This is a genomic window from Nocardioides sp. LS1 (genome assembly GCF_003865225.1).
Lineage (GTDB): Bacteria > Actinomycetota > Actinomycetes > Propionibacteriales > Nocardioidaceae > Nocardioides > Nocardioides ginsengisegetis.
This window is the reverse complement of sequence record NZ_BIFF01000007.1, coordinates 1-25,475: the sequence shown is the minus strand read 5'-3', so window position 1 is coordinate 25,475 and position 25,475 is coordinate 1. Positions and strand designations below refer to the sequence as shown.

The following is a 25,475-nucleotide window of genomic DNA, read 5'->3' as shown; positions in this document are numbered from 1 at the left end:
CCGATAGGGGACGCCACGGGCCGCGTTCGGGCCTACGATCCGATGCATGGCGGACGGGCAGCCACCGGACCCCGGTGGTCTCAGCTGTGCCCAGTGCGGGGAGGAGCTCCCTGCGAAGGCGCGCTTCTGCCTGTCCTGCGGGACGCCCGTGCCGACCGGCGCCGAGCGCGAGACGCGGCGCACCGTCACGCTGCTGTTCACCGACGTCACCGGCTCGACCGCGCTGGGCGAGCGGCTGGACCCCGAGGCCTACCGGGGCGTGATGACCCGCTACTTCGAGGTGGCCCGCGCGGCCGTCGAACGGCACGGCGGGACGGTCGAGAAGTTCGTCGGCGACGCCGTGCTGGCCGTCTTCGGGGTGCCGGAAGTGCGGGAGGACGACGCCCTCCGCGCGGTCCGGGCGGCCCAGGAGCTCGGCGAGGCCGTCGCGGCGCTCTCCGACGACCTGGCCGCGGAGATCGGCGTACGGCTGGTGATCCGGACCGGCGTCAACACGGGCTCCGTCGTCACAGGTGCCGCCCGGGCGGGTGGCTCGTTCGCCACCGGCGACGCCGTCAACACCGCCGCACGCCTGGAGCAGGCCGCTCCCCCCGGCCGGATCCTGCTGGGGGCCGACACGTGGGCGCTGGTGCGGGACGCGGTCGACGTGGAGCCGGCCGAGCCGGTGCTCGCCAAGGGCAAGTCGGAGCCGGTCGCGGCGTACCTCCTGCGCGAGGTCCTCGACGTCGACCGGGGACGTCGGCGCCGCCAGGACGCCCAGCTCGTGGGCCGGCTGCAGGAGACGCGCGCCCTCGACGACGCCCTCGAGCGGACGCTGAGCAGCGGGCGCAGCCACCTGGTGACCGTGCTGGGACCGGCCGGGATCGGCAAGTCGCGGCTGGTGACCGAGTTCCTCGCCCGGGTCGGGGACCGCGCCGCCGTCGCGTCGGGCCGCTGCGTGTCCTATGGGCAGGGCATCACCTACTGGCCGCTCGTGCAGGCCCTCCGCGGCGCTCTGCACCTCAACGGCACGGAGTCCGACGAGATCACCCGGCACGCGCTCGAGCAGGCGCTCACGGCGGCCGGCGACGGTGGCGACGTGGCCGACCTCCTGATGCCGCTGCTCGGCAAGTCCGGCACCCCGGGCGGCACGTCCGACACCGTCTGGGCCGTACGACGCCTCCTCGAGGAGCTCGCCTCCCGACATCCCCTCGTGCTGACCGTCGACGACCTGCACTGGGCCGAGCCCACCCTCCTCGACCTGCTCGAACGGGTCCGCGACGAGGTCGCCGACCTGCCCCTCCTGCTGCTCTGCCAGGCCCGCCCCGAGCTGCTCGAGGACAACCCCGGCTGGGGGTCGGGGGCCCTGAACTCCCTGACGTTCGGGCTCGACCCGCTCACGCCGAGCGAGACCGACGAGTCCGTCGCCGCGCTCCTGGGGGCCGACCTCCCCGGCGGCCTCGGTGACACCGTCGCCGCGTGGTCGGGTGGCAACCCGCTCTTCGTGGAGGAGATCGTCGCGCACCTGGTGGAGTCCGGGGTGCTCGCCCGCGACGGGGACGGCTCCTGGCTGCTCACCGGCGAGCTGAGCCTGACCGACATGCCGCCGACCGTCGCGGCCCTGCTCGCCTCCCGGCTCGACCGTCTCCCCGCGGAGGAGCGGGACCTGCTCGAGCGGCTGTCGGTGATCGGCCTGGAGTTCGGCACCGAGGACGCGACCCTGCTGGTCGAGCCCGACGCCGTCGCCCACCTGGGCTCGCGGCTGGCCTCGCTCGCCCGCCGCGACCTGCTGCGCCGGGTGCGTGGCACCGGCGGCGACACCTGGGCGTTCAAGCACCTCATGGTGCGCGACGCGGCGTACGACGGCTTGGCCAAGTCCCTGCGCGCCGAGCTGCACGAGCGCTTCGCCACGGGGCTGGAGGCCGGGGGCGAGCAGGCGGCCGGCGAGACGATGTCCTTCGTCGCCCACCACCTGGAGCAGGCCGCGCGCTACCGGCGCGAGCTCGGCGTCCGCGGACCGGAGGTCGAGGCGCTCGTCGACCGGGCCACGACCGCGATGGCCCGGGCCGCCGGCCAGGCGCGTGACCGGGAGCAGCACGAGGCCGGGGTGGTCCTGCTGCAGCGGGCGCTGGAGCTGCGTCCCGCGACCTCCGCCAGCCGCCGTGACCTCCTGGAGCGCCTCGCCGAGCTGCAGCAGGACCTTCTCGAGCTCGAGAAGCTCGAGCCGACGCTCGCCCTCCTGGAGGCGGAGCTCGACGAGACGGCCACCGACCTCGACCGTGCCTTGTTCACCACGCTGCGACGCCTCGTCACGATGGACGCCGGTGGCGCGATGGACCCGGCCGACGTCGTCGAGGCGGCCGACGAGCTCATCGCCCTGGCCCGGGCGGCCGGGCGCCCCCGGCTGGTGGTCCGCGGCCTGCGGGCCAGGGCGGACACCTGCATGATGCGGGCCCGGTGGACCGAGGGGGCCGAGGTGGTCGAGGAGATCCTCCACATCGGCGGGGCCGAGGACGTCCGGATGGCGCACATGCAGCGCGGGGCCGCCCTCTTCTACGGTCGGGCTCCACTCCGCGAGGCGGCCGCGGTGATGGACAGCCAGGCCTCCCACGGCGGCCTCACCGAGCGCGCGCTCGTGCGCATCGAGTGCATGCGCGCCATCGTCGCGGCGGCGGCGGGCTCACCGGAGGCCGCGGCCACCTGCGCGGCCGCGCTCGCCCGGATCGACGCGCTGGAGGCCGACGGGCGGCACTTCAGCCACCCGTTCCTCGCGCACGCCTACTTCATCAGCGACGACCTGGACAGCGGGATCGCCTTCCTGCAGCGGGTGAACGACGAGTTCCGGGCGCTCGGCGACCTGTCCCACGCGTCGACGTACATCGCGATGCAGTGCGCCGCGATGCTCGAGCGGGGCGACCCCGTCGAGGTCGTCGCGCCCCTGGTCGACGAGGCCGAGCGCTACACCTCGGAGCACGACATCATCTCGGTCGTGCTCGTGGCCTGCTGCCGCGCGCTCGTCACGGCCCGGGCCGGAGACCTGGATCGTGCCTGGGCCATCGCCCGGGAGACGCTGGAGCTGGTCGGCCGGACCGACCAGGCGTGGCAGCAGGCCGACTGCACCCGGTGGCTCAGCGAGGTGGCGCGGCTGCGCGGGGACCGCGACGCGGAGCGGCGGCTGCTCGAGGACGCGCGCAGGCTCTACCGCGTCAAGGAGATCACGCTCTACGACCCGCGGCTGGCGGCCCGGATCGCGGAGCTGGCCTGAGGGACCGGGTCAGGCCGACTCGGCCTCACGGAGCCGGGCGCACAGCAGCTTGAGGAGCTCCGCGGCGAACTTGGCGTCGTCCTCGAGCATCTTCTCGAACACGACGTGCTGGACCGCGAGCGTCGTCATCGGGGTGACGGCCGTGACGGTGGCCGAGCGGCGCTTGCCGTCGATCATGCTGATCTCGCCGAAGTAGTCGCCCTCACGCAGGGTGCGCTTGCTCTCGCCCCGCAGGGACACCTCGGCCTCGCCGGAGACGATCAGGTGCAGGGCGAGCGCGCCCTCGCCCTCGGTGGCCACCTCGCGGCCGGCCTGGTGGTCGACGGTGCGGGACTGGTCGACGAGCTTGGCGACCTTGCGCTTGCTCAGGCCCGCGAAGATGGGGAGTGCGGCGAGCTTGGACTCGAGCTCGGACTTGTCGCTCATGGGTTCCCTCTCGAAGTCGGCCGGGACACGGTGCGTTGCGCGCGAACCTATCCCGCTCCGCTCGGCACGGTCCAGAGAACCGCCGGACTGGCACCGAGCGGCAACCATCGGTCAGGCCTGCGTGGCGACCCGGTCCTCGAGCAGCGCGGCGTCGAGGTCCCCGGTGTGCCCACGGAGGTACGCCGACCTGCCGACGACGAAGACGTAGGCGAGGAAGCACGACTCCGCGAGCACCCCGATGCCGATGCGCGCCCAGGTCGGCAGCGGTGAGGGGGTCACGAACGCCTCGATCAGGCCGCTGACGAACAGCACCGCCACGAGCCCGAGGGCCACGGTGCCGGCCGTGCGCCCCTCACGCGCCAGCGACTGGCCGCGCGTCAGCTCGCCCGGCTCGACCCACGACCAGAAGAGCCGCAGCCCGACCCCGCCGGCGACGAAGACGGCGGTCAGCTCGAGCAGGCCGTGCGGGAGGATCAGCCCCCAGAAGTGCCCGCCCTGGTGGTGCCGGGTCATGATCGATCCGATCACCGCCAAGTTGGCGATGTTGCGGAACAGCGCGATGACCACCGGGAAGCCCAGCACTCCCATCGCCAGGCACAGCGCGGAGACCCAGGCGTTGTTGATCCAGACCTGAGCGGCGAAGTGCCCGGCGGCGTACTCGCTGTAGTAGCCCTCGAAGTCGTGGTTGACCAGCTGGTCGATCTCGGCCGGCGACAGCATGCTCTGCTCGACGTTGGGGTGGTCGAGCAGCCACAGCATCATCACGGCGGTGACCGCGACGTTGGCCGCGAGCGTGCCGAGCCACCACCAGCGCAGGCGGTAGAGCGCGGCCGGGAAGCGGTGCACGAAGAAGCCGGCCAGGCCGTGCCAAGTGCTGACGCGGGTGCCGGCGGCGCGGTTGCGGGCGCGGGCGAGCAGCGAGGAGAGGTGCGCGATGAGCGAGGCGTCGGGTGCCGAGGTGCGCACGACGGAGAGGTGGGTGGCGACCTGCTGGTAGCGCTCGACGAGCTCGTCGCTCTCCGCGCCGGTGAGCCGGCGCTTGCGCGTCAGCTTCTCCAGGCGCTGCCACTCGTGGGCTTGCGCCAGCACGTAGGCATCGAGGTCCACGTCGTCACCCTATGGTGGGACCGATGTCGACACCGGAGTTCGCGACGCTGACGACCGACGACCTGGTGACGGGTGAGGCGGTCGCCCTCGACCTGCCCCCCGCCGGGCTCGGCCCGCGGATCGCGTCCGGGCTGATCGACGTGGTGGTGACCGTGCTGCTGCTGGTCGGGGTGGTGCTGCTGCTGACCGTGGCCGCGCTCCAGACCGACGAGGCGCTGCTGTGGGTCGCCTTCGTCAGCACGATGATCCTGGTGTTCCTGGTCTTCCCGACCACCGTCGAGACCCTCACCCGCGGCAAGTCGCTGGGCAAGTGGGCGTTGGGCCTGCGCACCGTGCGCGACGACGCCGGCCCGATCTCCTTCCAGCACGCCTTCGTCCGGGCCCTGATCGGGATCGTGGAGATCTATCTCTTCTCCGGTGCCCCGGCGTTCTTCTCGGCGCTGCTCAGCGGGCGCGGCAAGCGGCTCGGCGACTACGCCGCCGGCACCTACGTCGTCCGCGAGCGGGTCCGGCTGCGGCTGGCCCCGCCGCCGCTGATGCCGCCGCCGCTCGCGCAGTGGGCCGCCGGCGCCGACATGGCCTCGCTGCCGACCGGACTGGCGCTCGCGGTCCGCCAGTTCCTGTCCCGCCTGCCCCAGATCGACCCCGCATCGCGGGCCTCGCTCGGCGGGCGGCTGGCCAACCAGGTCAGCGAGTACGTCGCTCCTCCGCCGCCGCCCGGCACGCCGCCCGAGGCGTTCCTCGCCGCGGTCGTCGCGTCCCGCCGCGAGCGGGACCGGGCCCGGCTGGCCCGCGAGGCCGACCTGCGCGCCCGGCTGACCGCCCGCCGGTGAGCCCGACCCGACGGCTCAGCCGGCGTCCGGGACGGTGAGCTGGTCCTGGGAGCCGAGGGTGAGGGTGCCGGTGGGGTCGTCGGGTCGACGGCCCGGAAAGGTTGAGAACCTACATCGAGTCGGTCACGCAGTCGCCGACCTCGGCGTCCTCGTGGGCCGGCGCCACCTCCACCGGTCGCCGCGGGATCGTCAGGCACACCACGGCCGCGGCGACGCAGAGCCCGCCAGCGGTCATCCACGCCGCGAAGTAGTCGCCGTTGACCTGGCGGACCCAGCCCGCGAAGCTCGCGGCCACGCCGGCCCCGACCATGTGGCTGGCGAAGACCCACCCGAAGACCACGCCGGCCTTCTCCACCCCGAAGTGCTGGCGGCACAGCGCCACGGTCGGGGGCACCGTCGCCACCCAGTCGAGCCCGTAGAACAGCACGAACAGGAACAGGCTCGGGTGCACGTGCGGCCCCAGCAGCGCGGGCACGAAGAGGAGCGAGAGGCCGCGGAAGAAGTAGTAGCCGAAGAGCAGGTAGCGGCTGTCGACGCGGTCGGTGAGCCACCCGCTGGCGATGGTGCCGACGATGTCGAAGACCCCGATCAGCGCCAGGAGGCTCGCGCTCGTGGTCTCGGGCATGCCGTGGTCGTGGGCAGCGGGGATGAAGTGCGTGCCGATCAGCCCGTTGGTCGACCAGCCGCAGATCCAGAACGTCGCGAACAGCGCCCAGAAGGTCCGCGACCGCGCACTCTCGGCCAGCGTGCCGAGCGCGACCCGGGCGGCGCCGCGCTCCACCGGCGGCGCGGGCGGCGGGGTCCAGCCCGCGGGGGCGCCGTACGGCGTGGTGCCGAGGTCGGCGGGGTGGTCGCGCATCACCAGCCAGACCAGCGGGGCCAGCAGCAGGGCGAACGCCGTCACGAGGCCGCCGGCCCAGCGCCAGCCGGGCCCGTCGGCGAGGTGGGCGATGGCCGGCAGGAACACCAGCTGGCCGGTCGAGCTGGCGGCGGAGAAGACGCCCACCACGAGGCCGCGGTGCGCCACGAACCACCGGTTGGCCACGATCGCGCCGAACACGAGGGCCAGCGACCCGGTGCCGATCCCGACCGCGAAGCCCCACAGCACCCACAGCTGCCACGCCTGCGTCATCACCAGGGTCAGGCCGGACCCGAGCGCCACGAGCGCGAGGCTGGCCGCCACCACGCGGCGTACGCCGAAGCGCTCCATGAGCGCGGCGGCGAAGGGCGCGGTGAGCCCGTAGACCACCAGGTTGAGGCTGACGGCCCCGCTGGTGGTGGCGCGGCTCCAGCCGAAGTCGGCCTCGAGGGGCTCGAGCAGCGCCCCCGTCGAGGACCGGAAGCCGGCGGCGGCGATCAAGGCGCCCATCGTGACGGCGGCGACGAGCCAGGCCCGGTGGAGACCGCGTGTGGGAGAGGGGGACATCGGGGCGTGCACGGTCACCCGCCGATCCTAGGGACGGCAGGTCCCGGCCAGGAGCCCGCCGGCAGCCACCGGGCGCCGAGTTCCCGCCAGCCTCCGGCTGTCAGGATGGGCGCCATGATCGACCCGACGCCCCTGTGGGACTTCGACGACCCGACCGGCTCCGAGCAGCGCTTCCGCGCCGAGGCGGAGGCCGCCGACCCCGAGGACCGCCTGGTGCTGATGACCCAGGTGGCGCGGGCCCTCGGCCTCCAGGAGAAGTACGACGAGGGCCATGCCGTCCTGGACGACCTCTCCCCGACCGAGGACGAGGTCGCGGTCCGGATCGTGCTGGAGCGTGGCCGGCTGTTCCGCTCGGCCGGCTCGCCCGACGAGGCCCGACCGTCGTTCGAGGCGGCCGTCGCGACCGCGTCGCAGGCCGGGCTCGAGGCGCTTCACGTCGACGCCCTGCACATGCTGGCCCTGGTCGCCGACCCCGCCGAGCAGCTCGCCGTCAACGAGCGCGCCCTGGCCGTCGCCCGCAACGCCTCGGACCCGGCGGCGCGCGACTGGGACGCCTCCCTGCTCAACAACATCGGCATGGTCCACGCGGACGCCGGGCGCTGGGGGGAGGCTCTCGACTCCTTCGAGCACGCTCTCGCCGCGCGCGAGCGGATCGGCGTGGCGGCGCGCACCCGCACCGCTCGCTGGATGGTCGCCTGGGCGCTGCGCAACCTGGGCCGCACCGACGAGGCGCTGGCGTTGCAGCGGGCCCTCAAGGCCGACCTCGAGGCCGCCGGCGAGCACGACCCGTACGTCGACGAGGAGCTCGCCCTGCTCGAGGGCTGACCCGGCCCGATCCGTTGCCGGTGGACGGTGGCGGACGTACCGTTTTCGGCATGGGCTCCACCGTGGGCGTCCTGGTCCTCATGGCCTTGCTGGTGGCGCTGCACGTGGGTGTCGCGCACAGCGAGGACGTGGCGCGCGCCTGCGGGCGCCTGAACGACCGGCTCCACCGCGCCCGTCGCCCCGAGCCCGCGGGGCGCCCGATCGAGCTGATTGCCGTGGACGCCCGTCGGCTACGGGTGCGCTACCGCTACCCGCCCCGGGGGCTCCGGTTCGCGAAGTACGAAGGACTGCGGTGCGCCTACGACGCGGTGCTCGCGGAGGCATGCCGGGCGCTGGGCCACGAGCACCTCTTCGACGTGCTGCCCCCGGGCAGCGAGCGGGACGCCGAGCGCTACCGGATCGAGCTTCTGCTCGACGACTTCGGATTCCACCTGGACGACGCGGCCTAGGGTTTGTCAGACCCTGCGGTAGCAGAGGTCGGTGATGTCGCGGCCCTTGTCGAGCCCCTTGCGCTCGAAGCGGGTCAGCGGCCGCTCGTCCCAGCGCTCGGTGACGCCGCCCTCGAGCAGCGGCTCGGCGTCGAGCACCTCCACCATCTGCTCGGCGTAGTCGGCCCAGTCGGTGGCCAGCCGCCACTCGGCGCCGACCTCGAGCCGGCTGGCGACGACGGCCGCGAAGGCGGCGTTCACCAGACGGCGCTTGTTGTGCTTCTTCTTGTGCCACGGGTCCGGGAAGAACGTCCACACCCCGGCCAGCGAACCGGGCTCGAAGAGGTGCTCCATCGACCACGCGGCGTCCACGCCGATCATCCGGACGTTGTCCAGGCCCGCCTCGCCGACCTTGCCCAGGGTGTCGGCGATGCCCGGCACCCAGACCTCGATACCCAGCACGTTGGTGCCGGGGCGGGTCGCCGCCAGCGCCGCCGTCGACTCGCCGATGCCGCAGCCGATCTCGACGACGAGGGGGGCCTCGCGGCCGAACCACGCGGTGAGGTCGAAGTCGTCGCGGTCCACGACGTCGTCCGGGACCCACCACGCCTCGTGGTGGGCGTCCCAGGCCGCCTGCTGGTTGGGGGTGAAGCGGCTGCCGCGCCGGGAGTAGCTGAGGACCTCACGCATCGGCCGGCCGTCCTCGGTCAGCTTGTGGTGGGGGCGCGCGGGGCGCACTCGCTCGTTCATCGGTCCCATTCTCCTCGGGGCGCGGGGCACTGCAGGGGGCATGCAGAACGGCCCCGGACCGAGGTCCGGGGCCGTTCTGGTGGATCAGCTGGTGGTCTCGACAGGCTCGACCACCAGGTCAGATCACTTGGTGATCTTGGTGACCCGGCCGGCGCCGACGGTGCGGCCACCCTCGCGGATCGCGAAGCGGAGACCCTCGTCCATGGCGATGGGCTGGATGAGCTCCACCGACATCTCGGTGTTGTCACCCGGCATGACCATCTCGGTGCCCTCGGGCAGGGTCACAACGCCCGTCACGTCCGTCGTACGGAAGTAGAACTGCGGACGGTAGTTGTTGAAGAACGGCGTGTGGCGGCCGCCCTCCTCCTTCGAGAGGATGTAGACCGAGGCCTCGAAGTTGGTGTGCGGGGTCGTGGTGCCCGGCTTGATGACGACCATGCCGCGCTCGATGTCCTCGCGCTTGGTGCCACGGAGCAGGAGCCCGACGTTCTCGCCGGCCTGGCCCTCGTCGAGCAGCTTGCGGAACATCTCGACACCGGTGACGGTCGACTTCTGGGCCTTCTCGCGGATGCCGATGATCTCGACCTCCTCGTTGACCTTGACGATGCCGCGCTCGATACGACCGGTGATGACGGTGCCACGACCGGTGATCGTGAAGACGTCCTCGACGGGCATGAGGAACGGCTTGTCCGTCTCACGCGCCGGGGTCGGGATGGCCTCGTCGACCGCGTTCATCAGCTCGATGATCGACTCGCCCCACTTCTCGTCGCCCTGGAGCGCCGGGAAGGCAGCAACGCGCACGACGGGGATGTCGTCGCCGTCGAACTCGTACTCGGAGAGGAGCTCGCGCACCTCCATCTCGACGAGCTCGATGAGCTCCTCGTCGTCGACCATGTCGCACTTGTTGAGCGCCACGACCAGGGCCGGCACGCCGACCTGGCGGGCGAGCAGCACGTGCTCACGCGTCTGCGGCATCGGGCCGTCGGTGGCGGCGACCACGAGGATCGCGCCGTCCATCTGCGCCGCGCCGGTGATCATGTTCTTGATGTAGTCGGCGTGACCGGGGCAGTCGACGTGGGCGTAGTGACGCGCCTCGGTCTGGTACTCGACGTGCGCGATCGAGATCGTGATGCCGCGCTGACGCTCCTCGGGAGCCTTGTCGATCTCGTCGAACGCCGAAGCGGCGTTCAGGTTGGGGTACTTGTCGTGCAGCACCTTCGTGATCGCTGCGGTCAGCGTCGTCTTACCGTGGTCGATGTGACCAATGGTGCCGATGTTGACGTGCGGCTTGGTCCGCTCGAACTTCGCCTTAGCCACTGGGGCTCCTCCTGGTGTGGTTGTTACTTGACTCGTACTTGCAAGGGGTGGTGCCGAGGGTCCTGACGATTACTCGCCGCGGACCTTCTTGATGATCTCGTCGGCGATGTTCGTCGGAACCTCGGCGTACGAGTCGAACTCCATCGAGTACGAAGCCTGGCCGGAGGTCTTGGACCTCAGGTCGCCAACGTACCCGAACATCTCGGACAGCGGCACAAGGGCGTTGATGACCATGTCACCGTGACGCTCCTCCTGTGCCTGGATCTGGCCGCGGCGGCTGTTGATGTCGCCGATGACCGTGCCGAGGAAGCTCTCGGGGGTGGTCACCTCCACGGCGAACATCGGCTCCAGCAGCACCGGCTTGGCCATGCGTGCGGCCTCCTTGAAGGCCTGGTTGCCGGCGATCTTGAACGCGAGCTCGGACGAGTCGACGTCGTGGTAGGCGCCGTCCTCGAGCGAGAACTTCACGTCGACCATGGGGTAGCCGGCGAGAACACCGAACTCCATGGCGTCCTGGCCACCCTGGTCGACCGAGGGGATGTACTCCTTCGGCACGCGACCACCGGACACGTTGTTCTCGAACACGTAGCCGGCACCCGTGCCGGTCTCCGGGTCGATGTTGGGGCCGAGGGAGATGACGACCTTCGCGAACTGGCCCGAACCACCGGTCTGCTTCTTGTGCGTGTAGCTGTGGTTCTTGACCTCCTTGCGGACGGTCTCGCGGTAGGCCACCTGCGGCTTGCCGACGGTCGCCTCGACGCGGAACTCGCGCTTCATGCGGTCGACGAGGATCTCCAGGTGGAGCTCGCCCATGCCGGCGATGATCGTCTGGCCGGTCTCCTCGTCGGACTTGACCGTGAAGGTCGGGTCCTCGTCGGACAGGCGCTGGATCGCCATGCCCAGCTTCTCCTGGTCGGACTTCGTCTTCGGCTCGATGGCGACCTCGATCACCGGGGCCGGGAACGTCATCGACTCGAGGATGACCTGGTTCTGCGGGTCACAGAGCGTGTGGCCGGTCTTGGTGTCCTTGAGGCCCATGACGGCCACGATCTGGCCGGCGCCGACCGACGCGATCTCCTCACGCTTGTTGGCGTGCATCTGGTAGACCTTGCCGATGCGCTCCTTGCGGCCGTTGACCGAGTTGACCACGGTCGAGCCGGCCTCGAGCTTGCCGGAGTAGACGCGGACGTAGATCAGCTTGCCCAGGTGCGGGTCGGAGGCGATCTTGTACGCCAGGCCGGAGAACGGCTCGTCGTCGGAGGGCTTGCGGACGATCTCCTCGTCCTCGTCCTTCACCGAGTGGCCGATGATGCCCTCGATGTCGAGCGGGGAGGGGAGGTACTTGACGACCGCGTCGAGCAGGGGCTGGACGCCCTTGTTCTTGAATGCGGTGCCGCACAGGACCGGGTTGAGCTTGTCGGCGAGCGTGGCGCGACGGATCGCGGCCTCGAGCTCCTCGACGGTGAAGTCCTCGCCCTCGAGGTACTTCTCCATGATGGCGTCGTCGGCCTCGGAGAGGGTCTCGAGGAACTTCTCGCGGTACTCGGCGGCCTGCTCGGCCATGTCCGCGGGGATGTCCTCGACGGTGTAGTCCTCACCCATCGTGGTCTCGCCGCGCCAGGTCAGCGCGCGCATGCCCACGAGGTCGACGACACCGAGGAAGTCCGACTCGGCACCGATCGGCAGCTGGAGGACCAGCGGGGTGCTGTTGAGGCGGTCGACCATCATGTCGACGCAACGAAAGAAGTCGGCACCCGTGCGGTCCAGCTTGTTCACGAAGCACATGCGGGGCACGGAGTACTTGTTGGCCTGACGCCACACCGTCATGGTCTGCGGCTCGACACCGGCGACACCGTCGAACACCGCCACGGCGCCGTCGAGGACGCGCAGCGAGCGCTCGACCTCGGCGGTGAAGTCCACGTGGCCGGGGGTGTCGATGATGTTGATCTGGTGGTTCTTCCACCAGCAGGTCGTCGCGGCCGACGTGATGGTGATGCCGCGCTCCTGCTCCTGCTCCATCCAGTCCATCGTGGCCGCGCCCTCGTGGACCTCACCGATCTTGTAGGTGATGCCGGTGTAGAAGAGGATGCGCTCGGTGGTGGTGGTCTTGCCGGCGTCGATGTGCGCCATGATGCCGATGTTGCGGACCTTGTTGAGGTCCGTGGTGATGTCGACAGCCACTGTGGTCAGCGTCCTTAGAAAGTTTGTGGAAAGTCAGGTGGAGCGGGACGGCGCACCGCACGGGTGAACCGCCCCGCCCGTGGTCACCAGCGGTAGTGCGCGAAGGCCTTGTTGGACTCGGCCATCTTGTGGGTGTCCTCGCGCTTCTTCACAGCGGCACCGAGGCCGTTGGAGGCGTCGAGGATCTCGTTCATGAGGCGCTCGGACATCGTCTTCTCGCGACGGTCCTGGGCGTAGCCGACGAGCCAGCGCAGCGCGAGCGTGGTGCCACGCGTGCCCTTGACCTCGATCGGGACCTGGTAGGTCGCGCCACCGACGCGGCGGGACTTGACCTCGATGGCCGGCTTCACGTTGTCCATCGCACGCTTGAGCGTGACGACGGGGTCGGTGCCGGTCTTCTCGCGGCAGCCCTCGAGCGCGGTGTAGACGATGCGCTGAGCAACCTGCTTCTTGCCGTCCATCAGGACCTTGGAGACGAGCTGGGTGACCAGCTGCGACCCGTAGACCGGGTCGACGTCGATAGGCCGCTTGGGAGCGGGACCCTTGCGCGGCATATCAGCTCTTCTCCTTCTTCGCGCCGTAACGGCTGCGGGCCTGCTTGCGGTTCTTCACGCCCTGGGTGTCGAGCGTGCCGCGAATGATCTTGTAGCGAACACCGGGGAGGTCCTTCACGCGACCGCCGCGGACGAGCACGATGGAGTGCTCCTGAAGGTTGTGACCGACACCCGGGATGTAAGCGGTGACCTCGACGCCACTCGACAGGCGCACGCGGGCGACCTTGCGGAGAGCGGAGTTCGGCTTCTTCGGGGTGGTGGTGTAGACGCGCGTGCAGACGCCGCGACGCTGGGGCGAACCCTTGAGGGCAGGCGTCTTGTTCTTCGACACCTTGTCCTGGCGGCCCTTGCGGACCAACTGCTGAATGGTGGGCACCTTGTTGGTTCCCCTTCTTTTCCTCTAGTCAGAACCCGGCGCTTTGCCGGGCACGATGATGAAGCGATCTGTGTGCCTGAAGTGAGTGCTGGACGCCTCTCGGCGACCACGATCTGGCCGCTGGCTATTTCCGAGCACGCGCAACGGTCTGGTTGTCCCAGACACGAGGAAAGAGATTACTCGGGCCTGCGTCGGGGGTCAAAACGCGCCGACCGCGCAGGTAGAGCAGTCCGGAGACGCCTGCGCCGAGCATCGTCAGGGCCCCTCCGACCAGCAGCGTCCACCGGGCGCCGAACGCCTCCCCGACCCAGCCGATCAACGGCGATCCGAGCGGCGTGCCGCCGATGAAGATCATCATGTAGAGGGCCATCACGCGGCCGCGCATCCCGGCGTCGGTGTGCAGCTGCATGAAGGCGTTGGCGCTGGTGATCATGGTCAGGGCACTGATCCCCAGGAGCGGGCACAGCAGCGCGAAGACGACGTACGACGGAGCGAGGCCGGCCACCACCTCGACCGCGCCGAACATGATCGCCGCGCCCACCACGAGCCGCTGCCGGACCCGCTCGCGACGGGCCGCGATGAGCGAGCCGGTGAGCGAGCCGATCGCCATGAACGTGCCGAGCAGGCCGTACTCGGTCGAGCCCTTGTGGAACACCTGGGTGGCCATCAGCGCCGAGGTCATCTGGAAGTTGAGCCCGAAGGTGCCGGTGAAGAACACGATCCCGAGGATCAGCAGCAGGTCGGGCCGGCCACGGACGTAGGCGACGCCGGCGAGGATCTGGCCCTTCTCGCGCTTCACCAGGGCCGGGGTGGCCAGCCGGGACCCGTCGAGGGTGTGGAGCGTGAAGATCGGGGCGGCGTAGCTCAGGCCGTTGAAGAGGATGACGAGCCCGGTCGCCCCCACTCCCCCGCCGAACGCCGCGATCAGCACGCCGGCGACCGCCGGGCCGACGATGCGGGCGGCGTTGAAGCTCGCCGAGTTGAGGCCCACCGCGTTGGTCAGGTCGTCGTGGTCGACCATCTCGGACACGAACGACTGCCGCGCCGGGGCGTCGAACGCCGCGGCCGTGCCGAGGACCAGGGCCAGGACGTAGACGTGCCAGATCTCGACGCTGCCGGTCAGGGCGAGCGCGGCCAGGACGAGGGCCGGGACGGCCATGCCGAGGTTGGTCAGCTGGAGAAGGCGGCGCTTGGGGATCCGGTCCGCCACGAGGCCGGCCCACGGCGAGAGCAGCAGGAACGGCAAGAACTGCAGGCCGGTGGTGATGCCGATCGCCGTGCCGGAGTTGTCGGTGAGGAGGAGGACCAGCCAGTCCTGGGCCACGCGCTGCATCCAGGTGCCGACGTTCGACACGACACCACCGGCGGCGTAGCGCCGGTAGTTGGCGTTGGAGAGCGAGCGGAAGGTGGGGCTCAGGCCGATCAGTCCTTCTGGGCGAGTCGTTCGAGGATGGGGGCGGCGGCGCGGAGGACGGCGCGGTCCTCCGGGGAGAGGTCGGTGAGGCGGCGGGCCAGCCACGCGTCGCGCCGGGCGCGGTCGGCCAGGACGGTCGCGCGGCCGGAGTCGGTCAGCGTCACCAGGACCTGGCGGCCGTCGGTCTCGTGGGGGCGGCGGGCGACGTACCCGTCCCCCTCGAGGCAGTTGACGGTCCGGGTCATGCTCGGGGGCTGCACCCGCTCGCGGCCGGCCAGCTCGCCGATGGTGAGGTCGCCGGCGCGGTAGAGCGCCCCCAGGACTGCCATCTGGTTGAGGCTGAGCTCGTTGTCGGGGTGTCGCTCGTTGGCCAGCCGTCGACGCAGGCGCATCACGGACAGCCGGAGCTCCGACGCCAGTCCGGCGTCGGTGCGGGCAACCTTCTCCACGGTGGGCATGTCGTGAGCGTAACTCATTAGCCTTGCTAACTATTCCACCGAAGAGAGCGCCCCGCGGCCGGGCCGCGGGGCGCTCTCCTGGGCTCGGGGTCAGCTCAGCCAGTCGGTGATCGGGCTGATCGCGAAGTAGACGACGAAGAGCGCCGCGACGACCCACAGGAGCGCGTGGACCTCGGAGGCCTTGCCGCGCACCAGCTTGATCAGGACGTGGGCCAGGAAGCCCGCGCCGATCCCGACGGTGATCGAGTAGGTGAACGGCATCAGGACGATGGTGAGGAACGCCGGGATGGCGACCTCCAGGTCGTCCCAGTCGATGCCCTTGACCTGCTGCATCATCAGGAAGCCGACCAGGACCAGGGCCGGGACGGCGGCCTCGGACGGGATCATCGCCACGAGCGGCGCGAGCAGGATCGAGAGCAGGAACAGCACGCCGGTGACCACGGAGGCCAGGCCGGTGCGGGCACCCTCACCGACGCCCGAGGCCGACTCGATGTAGGAGGTGTTCGACGAGACGCCCGCGGCGCCACCGGCCGCTGCGGCGATGGAGTCGACGACCAGGATGCGCTGGCTGTGGGGCGGGGTGCCCTCCTCGTCGAGCAGGCCGGCCTCGGCGCCGATGGCGGTCATCGTGCCCATGGTGTCGAAGAAGTCGGCCAGCATCAGCGTGAAGATGAGCAGGACCGAGGTGACCACGCCGACGGACTGGAACGAGCCGAGCAGTGAGAAGTGGCCGAGGGTGTCGAAGTGCGGGGTGTCGAAGACCTTGTCGGGGAAGCTCGGGACGCTCAGGCTCCACCCGAGCGGGTTGTCCGAGGACTTCTGGCCCAGGTCGCCGATCGCCTCGACGACCACCGCGACGACGGTGGTGGCGATGATCGAGATCAAGATCGCGCCCTTGACGTGGCGCACCCACAGCGTGATCACCAGCAGCAGGCCGACGATGAAGACCACGACCGGCCATCCGGCCAGCTCTCCGGTGGGGCCGAGCTGCACCGGCGTACCGGCGCCGGGACGGACGAAGCCCGCGTCGACGAAGCCGATGAGCGCGATGAACAGGCCGATGCCGACCGAGATCGCGACCTTGAGGTGGGCCGGCACTGCGTGGAAGACCGCCTGCCGGAAGCCGGTCAGGACGAGGACCAGGATGAGGAGGCCCTCGATCACGACCAGGCCCATCGCGTCGGCCCAGGTCATCTGGGTGGCGATGGAGAACGCGACGAACGCGTTGAGGCCCAGGCCCGTGGCCAGCGCCAGCGGGTAGTTGGCCACCACGCCCATGAGGATCGTCATCAGGCCCGCGACCAGGGCGGTGCCGGCCGCGATGATCGCGAGGTTCTCGCCGTGGCCGGTGCCGCCGCCGAGGAACTTGCCGTCGGCGTCGGCCGCGAAGCCGAGGATCAGCGGGTTGAGCACGATGATGTAGGCCATCGTGAAGAACGTGACGAGGCCGCCGCGGACCTCGCGCGCGACGGTCGAGCCGCGCTCGCTGATGTGGAAGAAGCCGTCGATGCCGGTGGCCCTGGGGCTGCTGCTGACCGCTGCGTCGGTCTCGCTCTGGTTGGTCACGCGCGGCATCTTGGCACGACGACGTGGCACGACGCATGCCCGCGACGTTTCACGGACGTGACCGGTCGACTAGCGTGCATCCCGTGGAGCTCCGCGACGACCAGCCGACCCAGCACGAGATCGGCAAGCGCACGTTCATCGTGGCCGATGTCGAGCCCCTCGACGTCGACGGGGTCCGCACGGTCGAGGTCGGCGTCGCGCTGTGGCTGATCGGCTTCATCGCCCTGCTCCCCTTCTACTCCCGCCTCGAGGACTCCGGCCGGCTGTGGTGGCTGTGGACCTGCTTGGCCGGCTTCGGGCTCGGCCTCTTCGGCCTGGAGTACTGCCGGCGCCGCCGCAAGGTGCGCACCGAGATGCGGGACGAGCCGCGCGACGGGCTGCCCGCCGACGATGTCTGAGTCCGAGCCCCGTCCCGGTGCGGCGCCGCTGACCCGCTGGGCGGTGGGCGGAGCCGGCAACGACGGCTACGGCCGGATGTTCGGCGAGCTGGTCTCGGCGGGGACCGACGTCGACGGCGAGGCCCGACTCGCCGACACTCTCCTCCCCCGCGGCGCTCGCGTCCTGGACGCCGGCTCGGGGATGGGCCGGGTGTCCGCCGCGCTCGCCGCCCGCGGGCACCGGGTCGTGGGGATCGAGCCCGATGCGGCCCTGGTGGCCCAGTGCCGGCACACCTTCCCCGGGCTCGAGGTCGTTGAGAGCGACATCCTCGGCGTCACGGCCGAGCAGCTGGGCCTGTTCGACCTCGTGGTGTGCGTCGGCAACGTGATGATCTACCTCGCCGAGGGCACCGAGCGGGCCGTGCTGGCGCGGCTGCGGTCGCTGCTGGCACCGGGTGGGCGGATGCTCGTCGGCTTCCACCCGGTGGACGGTCCGACCAACAGCCGGACCTACCCGCCGGAGGAGTTCGTCGCCGACGCCGAGGCGTCGGGACTGCGGGTGGACCTGCGGTTCGGGACCTACGAGCTGCACCCGCCCCTGGAGACGTACGCCGTGTGGGTGCTGTCGCCGGAGGCGTGACCGGTCAGAACTGCTCGAGGTCGTCGAGCGTGATCGTGTCGACGACCGGCTCGGGCAGCGGCACCGGCTCGTGCTTCTTGGCCAGCCGGACCTCGGAGTGGGCGCCGCAGCCGTGGTCCAGCGAGACCACACGGCCGTCGTCGTTGGCGTCGCCGTTGGCGCAGACGCCGAACATCTCCGAGAGGGGCCCCGCGATCCGCATCAGGAAGCCGCACGTCGTGCAGCTGTCGGGAGCCGACTGGGCGAGCGGGGCCTGCGGGCCGCCGTCGCCGTCGTACCAGCGCTGCGCGGCGAGCTCGCGCCCCTCGAGCGACAGGGTCCGGACCCGGCCGAGGCCGAGGTCCTGGGCGACCCGGCGGACCTGGGCCTGCTCGTCGGGGTCGAGCGGGTCGTCGCCGAAGGAGTAGGTGGGGACCAGGCGCGGGTCGTCCTCCTCGACCGGGAGGAGGTCGCCGGGCGAGAGGTCGCCGGGCTTGATCCGCTCGCGGTAGGGCACCCACTCGGGGGCGACGATCGCCTCGTCGCCGGGGATCAGCACGACCTCGTCGACGGTGACGGTCTTCTGCCGCGGCGCACGGGTGATCGTGACCGACCAGCGCCAGCCGACGTAACCGGCGCGCTCGCAGGCGAACAGGTGGGTGACGAGGCGCTCGCCCTCGACCACGTGGCCGAGGTGGGCGCCCACGTCCGCGGCGTCGACCTCCTCGAGGAGCGCGGCACGGGCCGCGTCCACGGCCGCGACGGCTGCGGTGTCGGGCTTGGCGCGCACGATGGTCATCACGGGCGAAATCATGGCCCATGACCGGGTGCGCTGTCAGGTCGGGGCCATTCGCGGCCCTCGTGTTGCTGGCCGTGGGTGTCGGTCGCAGGGGGCAGGATAGGGACATGACGACGTCCCGCCCCGACTCCTCGGCCGAGGAGCAGCGCTGGCGGGACACCCATCCGACCCGGCCCGACGAGGCCCCGGATCCCACCGTGCGGGTCGGGCGCGCCGACCGGGCGAAGGCGGTCGGCCGCGGCCTCGGGACCGGCGCCAGGGCGGCCGGCAGGGGCCTGCGCGGCGTGGCGCGGGTGACCGGCCGGGCCGGCGGCTTCACGCTGCGCCAGGCCCGGCGGGCGGCCCGGGCCGAGGGCGCCGGCGACTCGGGGCTCTTCCGCTTGATCGAGATGCACGCCTTCAACACCGCCGGCGACGCCGCCCTGGCGATCTCGCTCGCCGGCACGCTCTTCTTCCAGGTGCCGACCGGCGAGGCGCGCGGCCAGGTGGCGCTGTTCCTGGGCCTGACGATGCTGCCGTTCGCGATCGTGGCGCCGCTCATCGGCCCCTTCCTCGACCGCTTCAGCCACGGCCGCCGGTGGGCGATCGGCGCGACGATGGCGATCCGTGCCTTCCTGTGCTGGGTGCTCGCCACCGCCGTGATCGACAAGTCGGCCTGGCTCTTCCCCGCCGCCCTGGGGGCGCTGGTCGCCTCGAAGGCCTACGGCGTCACCCGGGCCGCGGCCGTCCCGCGGCTCGTGCCCGCAAGCTTCACCCTGGTCAAGGCCAACGCCCGGATCTCGCTGTCCGGCATCGTCGGCGCCGCCGTGTCCGCGCCGATCGCCGGCCTGGCCTCGACGTTCGGACCCGAGTGGTCGCTGCGCTACGCGTTCGTGCTGTTCGTGATCGCCACGGTGCTGGCGATCCTGCTCCCACCCAAGGTCGACGTCAGCCAGGGCGAGGTGCGCCTCGCGCTGGGTCCGGGGCCGAGCTCACGCACCGCGTCCTCGACCAAGGTCCGGGCCCACGTGCCGCCGGCCGTGGCGTTCGCGCTCCGTGCCAACTGCGGGCCGCGCTGGCTGTCGGGCTTCCTCATCATGTTCATGGCGTTCCTGCTGCGCGAGAACCCCATCGGCGACTGGCGACCCGAGGTGCTGCTCGGGATCGTGGTCGGCGCCGCCGGGCTCGGCAACGCCGTCGGGATCGGGCTCGGCTCGGTGCTGCGCCAGGTCAACCCCGCCGTCACGGTGGTGCTGGCCCTGGCCGCCGACGCCGTGCTGGTGCTGCTCGCCGCCCTGTTCTACGGCGTGGTCACCGTCGCGCTGCTCGGCCTCACTGCCGGCCTCGCCCAGTCGCTGGCCAAGCTGTCGCTGGACGCGACGATCCAGCGCGACGTGCCGGAGCGGGTGCAGTCGAGCGCGTTCGCGCGCTCGGACACCACGCTCCAGCTGGCGTGGGTCCTGGGCGGCTTCCTGGGCATCGCCCTGCCGCTGTGGCCCCGGCTCGGCCTGGGCGTGGCCGCCGCCGTGCTGACCGCGTGGTTCGCCTTCGTCCTGGTCACGCGACCGCGGTCGGTCGAGGTCCGAGCCTGACCTGCGTCAGAGCTCGAGCTCGTCGGCGAGCGCGCGGAGCAGCTTGGCCGTCGGCTTCGCCGTCCGCGCGTCGGGGTGGCGACCGTGGCGGTAGCCCTCGCCGACGTCGTCGAGCAGGCGGATGAGGTCCTCGACGATCGAGACCATCTCCTCCGGCTTCTTGCGGCGGGCCGCCGACTGGCTGCGGGAGACCGATGCGGGGGCGTCGATGATCCGGACCTGCAACGCCTGGTCGCCGCGGCGGCCCTGGGCGATGCCGAACTCGACGCGGGTGCCGGCCTTGATGGTCGTGGTGCCCTCGGGCAGCGCCTCGGAGCGGACGTAGACGTCCGGGCCGCTGTCCTGGGACAGGAAGCCGAAGCCCTTCTCGGCGTCGTACCACTTCACCTTGCCAGTGGGCACGGTCTCGACCTCACAACCTGCTCGTGCGCGCGGCCGGGTGCCGCGTGCGACGGCAAAGCCTAGGGGACGCCGCTGTGGGTGGCGAACGGGATTGCCCCGGGGCCGGCTCAGAGCAGGCGCGGGGCGAGCGTGCCGGCGCCGACGACGAGCCCGGCGAGGTTGGCGGCCAGCATCAGCACCATCCAGACGACCGCAGGGACGTGGGTCAGCCGGGCGACCTGGTCGGGGTCGGAGGTGCGCGAGCGGCGCCGGTCGGCGAGCAGCTCGACCAGCGGGCGGGGCGCCGCGAGGAGCAGCAGCCACGCGATCAGGTAGGCCACGACGGACTGCTGGTCGGGCTGGGCGTACCAGCTGACGAGGCCGACGGCGCCGCCCGTGACGAGCACCGCCAGGACGCCGTACAGGTTGCGCACCCAGAGCAGGATCAGCACCAGCAGGGCGACCAGGCCCCAGAGCAGGGCGACGCTGTGCCCGGCGGCGAGGAGCAGGGCCGCGCCCAACCCCAGCAGGCCGGGCGCGAGGTAGCCGGCGAGCAGCATCACGACCATGCCGGGGCCGCGGGGCTTGCCGCGGGTGATGGTGACGCCGGAGGTGTCGGAGTGCAGGCGGATGCCGGTGAGCCGCCGACCGACGAGTACGCCGATCGCCGCGTGGCCGGCCTCGTGGACGATGGTGACCCCCATCCGCACGCGCGGCCAGGTGCCCGGCGCGAGGACCAGCGCGAGGGCGACCAGACCGGTCAGCAGCACGACCGTCGCGGACGGGACGGGCTGCTCGGCGAGGACCCGGTGCCAGATGCGCTCCACGGTCAGCGAAGGGCGTCGTTCAGGGAGCCGGAGCGGAAGCCGCGGGCGTCGACGGCGGCGTCGGGGAAGCCGATCGCGCGGACGGCGTCGAGCACGGAGGCCTCGAGGGCCGGGTCGAGCGGGAGCAGGGCGGCGTCGATCTCGATGCTGGCCCGCTCGCCCAGGTCGCGCACGCGCAGGTTGAGCAGGCCGGTGCCGGCGAGGGCGGCGCGGACGGCGGCCTCGGCCCGCTCGACCCGGGCGAGCCGGTGCGGGGTCACCTCGATGCCGTAGGCGACCCGGCTGGACAGGCATGCGGCCGCGGGCTTGTCCCACGTCGGCAGGCCCCAGGCCTGCGAGGCGGCCCGGATCTGGTCCTTGGTCAGGCCGGCGTCGCGGAGCGGGGTGATCGCGCCGCGCTCGGCCGCCGCGCGGATGCCGGGCCGGAAGCCCGCGACCGCGTCGTCGGCGTTGGTGCCGGTGGCGACGTGGGCAATGCCCCGCTCGGCGGCGATCGGGGTGAGCACGTCGAGCAGCTCGGCCTTGCAGAAGAAGCAGCGGTCGCCGGCGTTGGCGCGGTAGCCCTCGCGCTCCATCTCGTGGGTCTGCGGGGTGAGCACGTCGACGCCCAGCGACTCGGCGAACGCCCGGGCCGGGTCGCGCTCGACCTGCGGCAGCGAGTCGGAGTAGCCCGTCGCGGCGGCGACGCGGTCGGGACCCAGCGCCCGGACGGCGGCGGCCAGCAGGAACGCGCTGTCGGCGCCGCCGCTGTAGGCGACCAGCACCGAGCCCCGCCGCTCGAGGTCGGCGAGCAGGGCGCCGACGCGGCGCTCGAGGAGGTGGGCGTCCAGCCAGGCCGGGAAGTCGGCGAGGTCGTCGAGCACCACGTGGGTGCCGGCGGCGAGCAGCTCCTCGCGGGTGCACCCGCCGGTCAGCACGCTCACGCTGGTCACGCCCGCGGCGAGCGCGCCCTCGACGTCGTGGACGTGGTCGCCGACGTAGATGCTGGCGCCCTCGCGGCGCAGCGCCTCGGCCTTGCCGACGCCCCAGACCCAGCCCTCGAGGTGGTCGACGTCGAGGCCGAGGTGGTCGACGTGGCGGCGCGCGTTGGCCGGGAACTTGCCGGTGACCACCACGACCCGCCCGCGGTGGCGTCGTACGGCGGCGAGGGCGTCGTGGGCGCCGGGCAGGGCGGGGACGGACTCGATCGCGTGGTCGGGGTAGAGCTCGCGGAACCGGTCGGAGGCGCTCGGGATGCGCTCCTCGTCGAGGTGGTCGGCGAGGAGGAGGTCGAGCGGCGGACCCAGCTTGCTGGTCATCTGCTCGACCGGGAAGTCGACGCCGAGCTCGCCGCCGAGGGCGACCAGCACCCGGGCGAAGCCGGGCACCGTGTCGATCAGGGTCATGTCGAGGTCGAACCCCACCACCAGCGGCTCGGTCGAGGGGGTCTCCTGCATGGTGTCAGGGTAGGCAGGCACGTCGAAGGTGACCCAATCGACTGCCACGTCGTTGTCGGGTGGGTCAGAATGTCGGCTTCGATGCGGATGGGACGGAAGGGGAACGTGGTGGGACGGACCGGGCTGGTGGCTGCGGGTGCGGCCGCGCTGGCCTGCGCCCTCCTCGGTACGTCGATCGCCGTGTCCGCACCGGCCCGCGCGGCCCACGCGGCGCCGGCCACCCACGACGCCCTCTACCTCGTGACCCTCGACGGACCCGGCACCGCCGGCTACCGCGGGGTCGTGCCGGTCGGGATCGAGCAGCTCGCGATGCGTCACCAGCAGGACGTGGTGCTCGCCTCGGTCGGCTCGCCGGCGCCGGTCTACCGGTGGACGACCGCGCTCAACGGCTTCGCCGTACGACTCGACCGCGCCGACGCCGAGACGCTGAACACCCAGCCGCACGTCGCCCTGGTCGAGAAGAACTCCGTCCGCCGGCTCGCCGGCACCCCGAGCCACACCGCCTCCGGGATGGTGGGGCCGGGCCGCCAGCGCGGCGGCGCCGGCGTGGTGATCGGCGTCGTCGACTCGGGGATCTGGCCCGACAGCCCGCTCTTCTCCTCGGTGCCGCGGCTGGGTCACCGGCCTGCCGGGTTCACCGGCGGCTGCGACGGGGCCACCGACTTCCCGGCGTCGTCGTGCAACCGCAAGCTGGTCGGGGCGCGCTGGTTCGTCGAGGGCTTCGGCGCCGACCGCGTGCGGTCCTCGGCCTCGCTGTCGCCGCTCGACGACGACGGGCACGGCACGCAGGTCGCCTCCATCGCCGCCGGCGACGCCGGCGTCTCGGTCGAGGTCAACGGCCAGCGGCTGGGCAGCTACGGCGGTGTGGCACCGCAGGCGCGGCTCGCCGTCTACAAGGCCTGCTGGACCGCCCCGGACCCCGACGACGACGGCTGCGCGACCGCCGACCTGGTCACCGCCATCGACAAGGCGACCGCCGACGGCGTGGACGTCCTCAACCTCTCCGTGGCCGGCTCGCCCGGCCTCGACACCGTCGAGCGGGCCCTGCTGGGTGCGGCCGAGGACGACGTGGTCGTCGTGGCCGCCGCCGGCAACGGCGCCCGCACCTTCGCCGCCCACACCACGCCGTGGGTGACCACCGTCGGTGCGACCACCGGCGAGGTCCGCCGCGGCCGCGTGCGGCTCGGCCCCGACGGCCCGACCCTGACCGGCGCGATGGCCTCGACCCGCGGCACCCGCCCGGCCCGACTGGTCGTCGGTGCGGACGTGGCCGCGCCCGGCGCGACCCGAGTGGACGCCCGCGTGTGCGCGCCCGGCAGCCTCGACGCGGCGCGGGTGGCCGGAGCGGTCGTGCTGTGCGAGCGCGGCGAGATCGGCCGAGTCGACAAGTCACTGGCCGTCCAGCGCGCCGACGGCGTCGGCATGGTGCTGGCCAACGTCCGACCCGGGTCCGTCGACGCCGACTTCCACAGCGTGCCGACCGTGCACGTCGACCGGGTCGCCGGCCGGACGCTGCGCCACTGGCTGGCCGCCCACCCGCACGGTCGCGTCTCGCTGCAGCCGCTCGGCACCGAGGAGACCCCTGCGCGGGTCACCCCCTGGTCGAGCGGCGGCGACCCGACCGGCGGTCTGCTGAAGCCGGACGTCGTGGCACCGGGAGCCGGCGTACTCGGTGCGGTGCCGCCGTCGGTCCACGGCACCCGCTGGGACTTCGCGTCCGGCACGAGCGCGGCCACGGCGTACACCAGCGGAGCGGCGGCCGTGCTCCTCGCCCGCCACGACTGGTCGGCCGACGTCGTCCGGTCCGCGCTCGCCACGACCGCGGCGCCCGTCGACCGCGCGCCCACCCTGCTCCGCGAAGGCGCCGGGCGGGTCCGCCCGCTCGTCGCCGACCGGCCGGGCGTCGCCTACGCCGTCCGCCCCGGCGACTACCGGCGCTGGCTCGACGGCCGGCTCATGTCGCGGGCGGTCAACACCCCCTCGCTCGTCCTCGCCGGCACGGCGCGGGTCGCGCACCGGACGATCACCAACGTCGGCGCCCGGCCGATGTACTTCTCGAGCGCCGTCGCCGGCTTCACGCGGCACGCCGTCCGCGTCACGCCCGCGGCGGTGCGACTCGCGCCCGGCGCGAGCGTCACCTTCACGGTGCGCGTCTCGGGCCCCGGCGTCTCGCCCCTCGACGACGGCTGGATCACGTGGGCCGGCGCCGACGGGTCGCGCGCCCGGATCCCGGTGCTGGTCACTCGCTGAGGTTGGCGGCGACCGGTTGGAATCGCCGGTTGACCGGCGATCCCGGACGTTCCGGGGGGTTGCAACCCTCCAGAACGTCAGGGAGTGCCCGGTCGGTGGGTCCCGTGTGACGCGTGTGGTCCCCGACGCCGTCTCCGGAGCAGGACCAGCCCGGTCGCCAGGACGAGGTTCGCGCGCGGCAGGTGCGCCAGTGAGACTTGTGTCGGTGTCGTGGAGGACGTGCTGACCCGAGTTGCGCCCTGTCGTCGCTGACTGACTTTGAGTCGATTCGATCGCGCGTTCTCCACGACCCAGCTCGATGCGCATTCAG

General features: G+C 72.1%; 23 protein-coding genes. 8 read left to right on the top strand and 15 right to left on the bottom strand.

Going from position 1 to position 25,475, the window contains the following annotated elements; all coding sequences use genetic code 11:
- The first annotated feature begins 46 nt into the window (after positions 1-46).
- Positions 47-3,244, top strand: a complete 3,198-nt coding sequence (locus EJF31_RS19990; protein WP_125038956.1) for an adenylate/guanylate cyclase domain-containing protein — start codon at positions 47-49, stop codon at positions 3,242-3,244.
- 9 nt (positions 3,245-3,253) lie between these two features.
- Here EJF31_RS19990 and EJF31_RS19985 read toward each other — a convergent pair whose 3' ends face one another.
- Positions 3,254-3,670 carry a cyclic nucleotide-binding domain-containing protein gene (locus EJF31_RS19985; RefSeq protein WP_182536264.1) on the bottom strand — a complete coding sequence of 139 codons (417 nt, stop codon included), beginning with the start codon at positions 3,668-3,670 and terminating at the stop codon, positions 3,254-3,256.
- Positions 3,671-3,781: 111 nt separating this feature from the next.
- Positions 3,782-4,777 (bottom strand): stage II sporulation protein M, encoded by a 996-nt coding sequence (locus EJF31_RS19980; RefSeq protein WP_125038954.1) that lies wholly within the window; start codon positions 4,775-4,777, stop codon positions 3,782-3,784.
- Positions 4,778-4,800: 23 nt separating this feature from the next.
- Between EJF31_RS19980 and EJF31_RS19975 the strand changes: the two genes are divergently transcribed.
- Positions 4,801-5,610, top strand: a complete 810-nt coding sequence (locus EJF31_RS19975) for an RDD family protein (RefSeq protein ID WP_125038953.1) — start codon at positions 4,801-4,803, stop codon at positions 5,608-5,610.
- Between the two features lie 109 nt (positions 5,611-5,719).
- Here EJF31_RS19975 and EJF31_RS19970 read toward each other — a convergent pair whose 3' ends face one another.
- Positions 5,720-7,054, bottom strand: coding sequence for an MFS transporter (locus EJF31_RS19970; protein ID WP_260430990.1), 1,335 nt, complete (start codon positions 7,052-7,054; stop codon positions 5,720-5,722).
- A gap of 96 nt (positions 7,055-7,150) precedes the next feature.
- Between EJF31_RS19970 and EJF31_RS19965 the strand changes: the two genes are divergently transcribed.
- Both EJF31_RS19965 and EJF31_RS19960 read left to right on the top strand, forming a co-directional pair.
- The gene (locus tag EJF31_RS19965) at positions 7,151-7,861 is read left to right on the top strand and encodes a tetratricopeptide repeat protein (protein WP_125038952.1); all 711 of its coding nucleotides are present in this window, start codon (positions 7,151-7,153) and stop codon (positions 7,859-7,861) included.
- Positions 7,862-7,911: 50 nt separating this feature from the next.
- A complete protein-coding gene (locus EJF31_RS19960; protein WP_125038951.1) occupies positions 7,912-8,310 on the top strand; it encodes a hypothetical protein in 399 nt (132 codons plus the stop codon).
- A gap of 6 nt (positions 8,311-8,316) precedes the next feature.
- On the opposite strand, the gene trmB is transcribed toward EJF31_RS19960, so the two are convergent.
- The 8 genes from trmB to EJF31_RS19920 all read right to left on the bottom strand — a co-directional run bounded on the left by trmB (position 8,317) and on the right by EJF31_RS19920 (position 16,914).
- Positions 8,317-9,039, bottom strand: coding sequence for a tRNA (guanosine(46)-N7)-methyltransferase TrmB (gene trmB / locus EJF31_RS19955; protein WP_125038950.1), 723 nt, complete (start codon positions 9,037-9,039; stop codon positions 8,317-8,319).
- A gap of 123 nt (positions 9,040-9,162) precedes the next feature.
- Positions 9,163-10,356, bottom strand: coding sequence for an elongation factor Tu (tuf, locus tag EJF31_RS19950; protein WP_125038949.1), 1,194 nt, complete (start codon positions 10,354-10,356; stop codon positions 9,163-9,165).
- A gap of 69 nt (positions 10,357-10,425) precedes the next feature.
- Complete coding sequence (gene fusA, locus EJF31_RS19945; RefSeq protein ID WP_373994736.1) at positions 10,426-12,486, bottom strand: elongation factor G; 2,061 nt, start codon at positions 12,484-12,486, stop codon at positions 10,426-10,428.
- Positions 12,487-12,620: 134 nt separating this feature from the next.
- Positions 12,621-13,091: a 30S ribosomal protein S7 gene (rpsG, locus tag EJF31_RS19940; RefSeq protein WP_125038947.1), complete on the bottom strand. Its 471-nt coding sequence runs from the start codon at positions 13,089-13,091 to the stop codon at positions 12,621-12,623.
- 1 nt (position 13,092) lies between these two features.
- Positions 13,093-13,467, bottom strand: coding sequence for a 30S ribosomal protein S12 (gene rpsL, locus EJF31_RS19935; protein WP_011757353.1), 375 nt, complete (start codon positions 13,465-13,467; stop codon positions 13,093-13,095).
- A 124-nt stretch (positions 13,468-13,591) separates the two neighbouring features.
- The gene (locus EJF31_RS19930) at positions 13,592-14,884 is read right to left on the bottom strand and encodes an MFS transporter (RefSeq protein ID WP_125039205.1); all 1,293 of its coding nucleotides are present in this window, start codon (positions 14,882-14,884) and stop codon (positions 13,592-13,594) included.
- 5 nt (positions 14,885-14,889) lie between these two features.
- Positions 14,890-15,339 (bottom strand): MarR family winged helix-turn-helix transcriptional regulator, encoded by a 450-nt coding sequence (locus EJF31_RS19925; protein WP_260430989.1) that lies wholly within the window; start codon positions 15,337-15,339, stop codon positions 14,890-14,892.
- A 90-nt stretch (positions 15,340-15,429) separates the two neighbouring features.
- Entirely contained in the window at positions 15,430-16,914 is a 1,485-nt protein-coding gene (locus EJF31_RS19920) for an NCS2 family permease (protein WP_125039204.1), read from the bottom strand.
- A 74-nt stretch (positions 16,915-16,988) separates the two neighbouring features.
- Here EJF31_RS19920 and EJF31_RS19915 point away from each other — a divergent pair, with 74 nt between their 5' ends.
- Both EJF31_RS19915 and EJF31_RS19910 read left to right on the top strand, forming a co-directional pair.
- Complete coding sequence (locus EJF31_RS19915) at positions 16,989-17,303, top strand: DUF2530 domain-containing protein (RefSeq protein ID WP_260430987.1); 315 nt, start codon at positions 16,989-16,991, stop codon at positions 17,301-17,303.
- Positions 17,296-17,922 carry a bifunctional 2-polyprenyl-6-hydroxyphenol methylase/3-demethylubiquinol 3-O-methyltransferase UbiG gene (locus EJF31_RS19910; RefSeq protein ID WP_125038944.1) on the top strand — a complete coding sequence of 209 codons (627 nt, stop codon included), beginning with the start codon at positions 17,296-17,298 and terminating at the stop codon, positions 17,920-17,922. Before EJF31_RS19915 ends, EJF31_RS19910 begins: the two co-directional genes overlap by 8 nt.
- 4 nt (positions 17,923-17,926) lie before the next feature.
- Here the strand turns inward: EJF31_RS19910 and EJF31_RS19905 are convergent, their stop codons facing one another.
- On the bottom strand, positions 17,927-18,700 hold the full coding sequence (locus tag EJF31_RS19905) for a DUF3027 domain-containing protein (RefSeq protein WP_185736379.1): 774 nt from the start codon (positions 18,698-18,700) through the stop codon (positions 17,927-17,929).
- 107 nt (positions 18,701-18,807) lie between these two features.
- Between EJF31_RS19905 and EJF31_RS19900 the strand changes: the two genes are divergently transcribed.
- Positions 18,808-20,271 carry an MFS transporter gene (locus EJF31_RS19900; protein WP_125038942.1) on the top strand — a complete coding sequence of 488 codons (1,464 nt, stop codon included), beginning with the start codon at positions 18,808-18,810 and terminating at the stop codon, positions 20,269-20,271.
- A 6-nt stretch (positions 20,272-20,277) separates the two neighbouring features.
- On the opposite strand, the gene EJF31_RS19895 is transcribed toward EJF31_RS19900, so the two are convergent.
- From EJF31_RS19895 to EJF31_RS19885, 3 genes are all read right to left on the bottom strand, one after another.
- A complete protein-coding gene (locus EJF31_RS19895; protein WP_125038941.1) occupies positions 20,278-20,673 on the bottom strand; it encodes a cold-shock protein in 396 nt (131 codons plus the stop codon).
- A gap of 107 nt (positions 20,674-20,780) precedes the next feature.
- Entirely contained in the window at positions 20,781-21,479 is a 699-nt protein-coding gene (locus EJF31_RS19890; RefSeq protein ID WP_221767675.1) for a M50 family metallopeptidase, read from the bottom strand.
- A 2-nt stretch (positions 21,480-21,481) separates the two neighbouring features.
- Positions 21,482-22,915: an HAD hydrolase-like protein gene (locus tag EJF31_RS19885; RefSeq protein ID WP_221767674.1), complete on the bottom strand. Its 1,434-nt coding sequence runs from the start codon at positions 22,913-22,915 to the stop codon at positions 21,482-21,484.
- A 108-nt stretch (positions 22,916-23,023) separates the two neighbouring features.
- Between EJF31_RS19885 and EJF31_RS19880 the strand changes: the two genes are divergently transcribed.
- Positions 23,024-25,165, top strand: coding sequence for a S8 family serine peptidase (locus EJF31_RS19880; protein WP_185736360.1), 2,142 nt, complete (start codon positions 23,024-23,026; stop codon positions 25,163-25,165).
- Positions 25,166-25,475 lie beyond the last annotated feature (310 nt).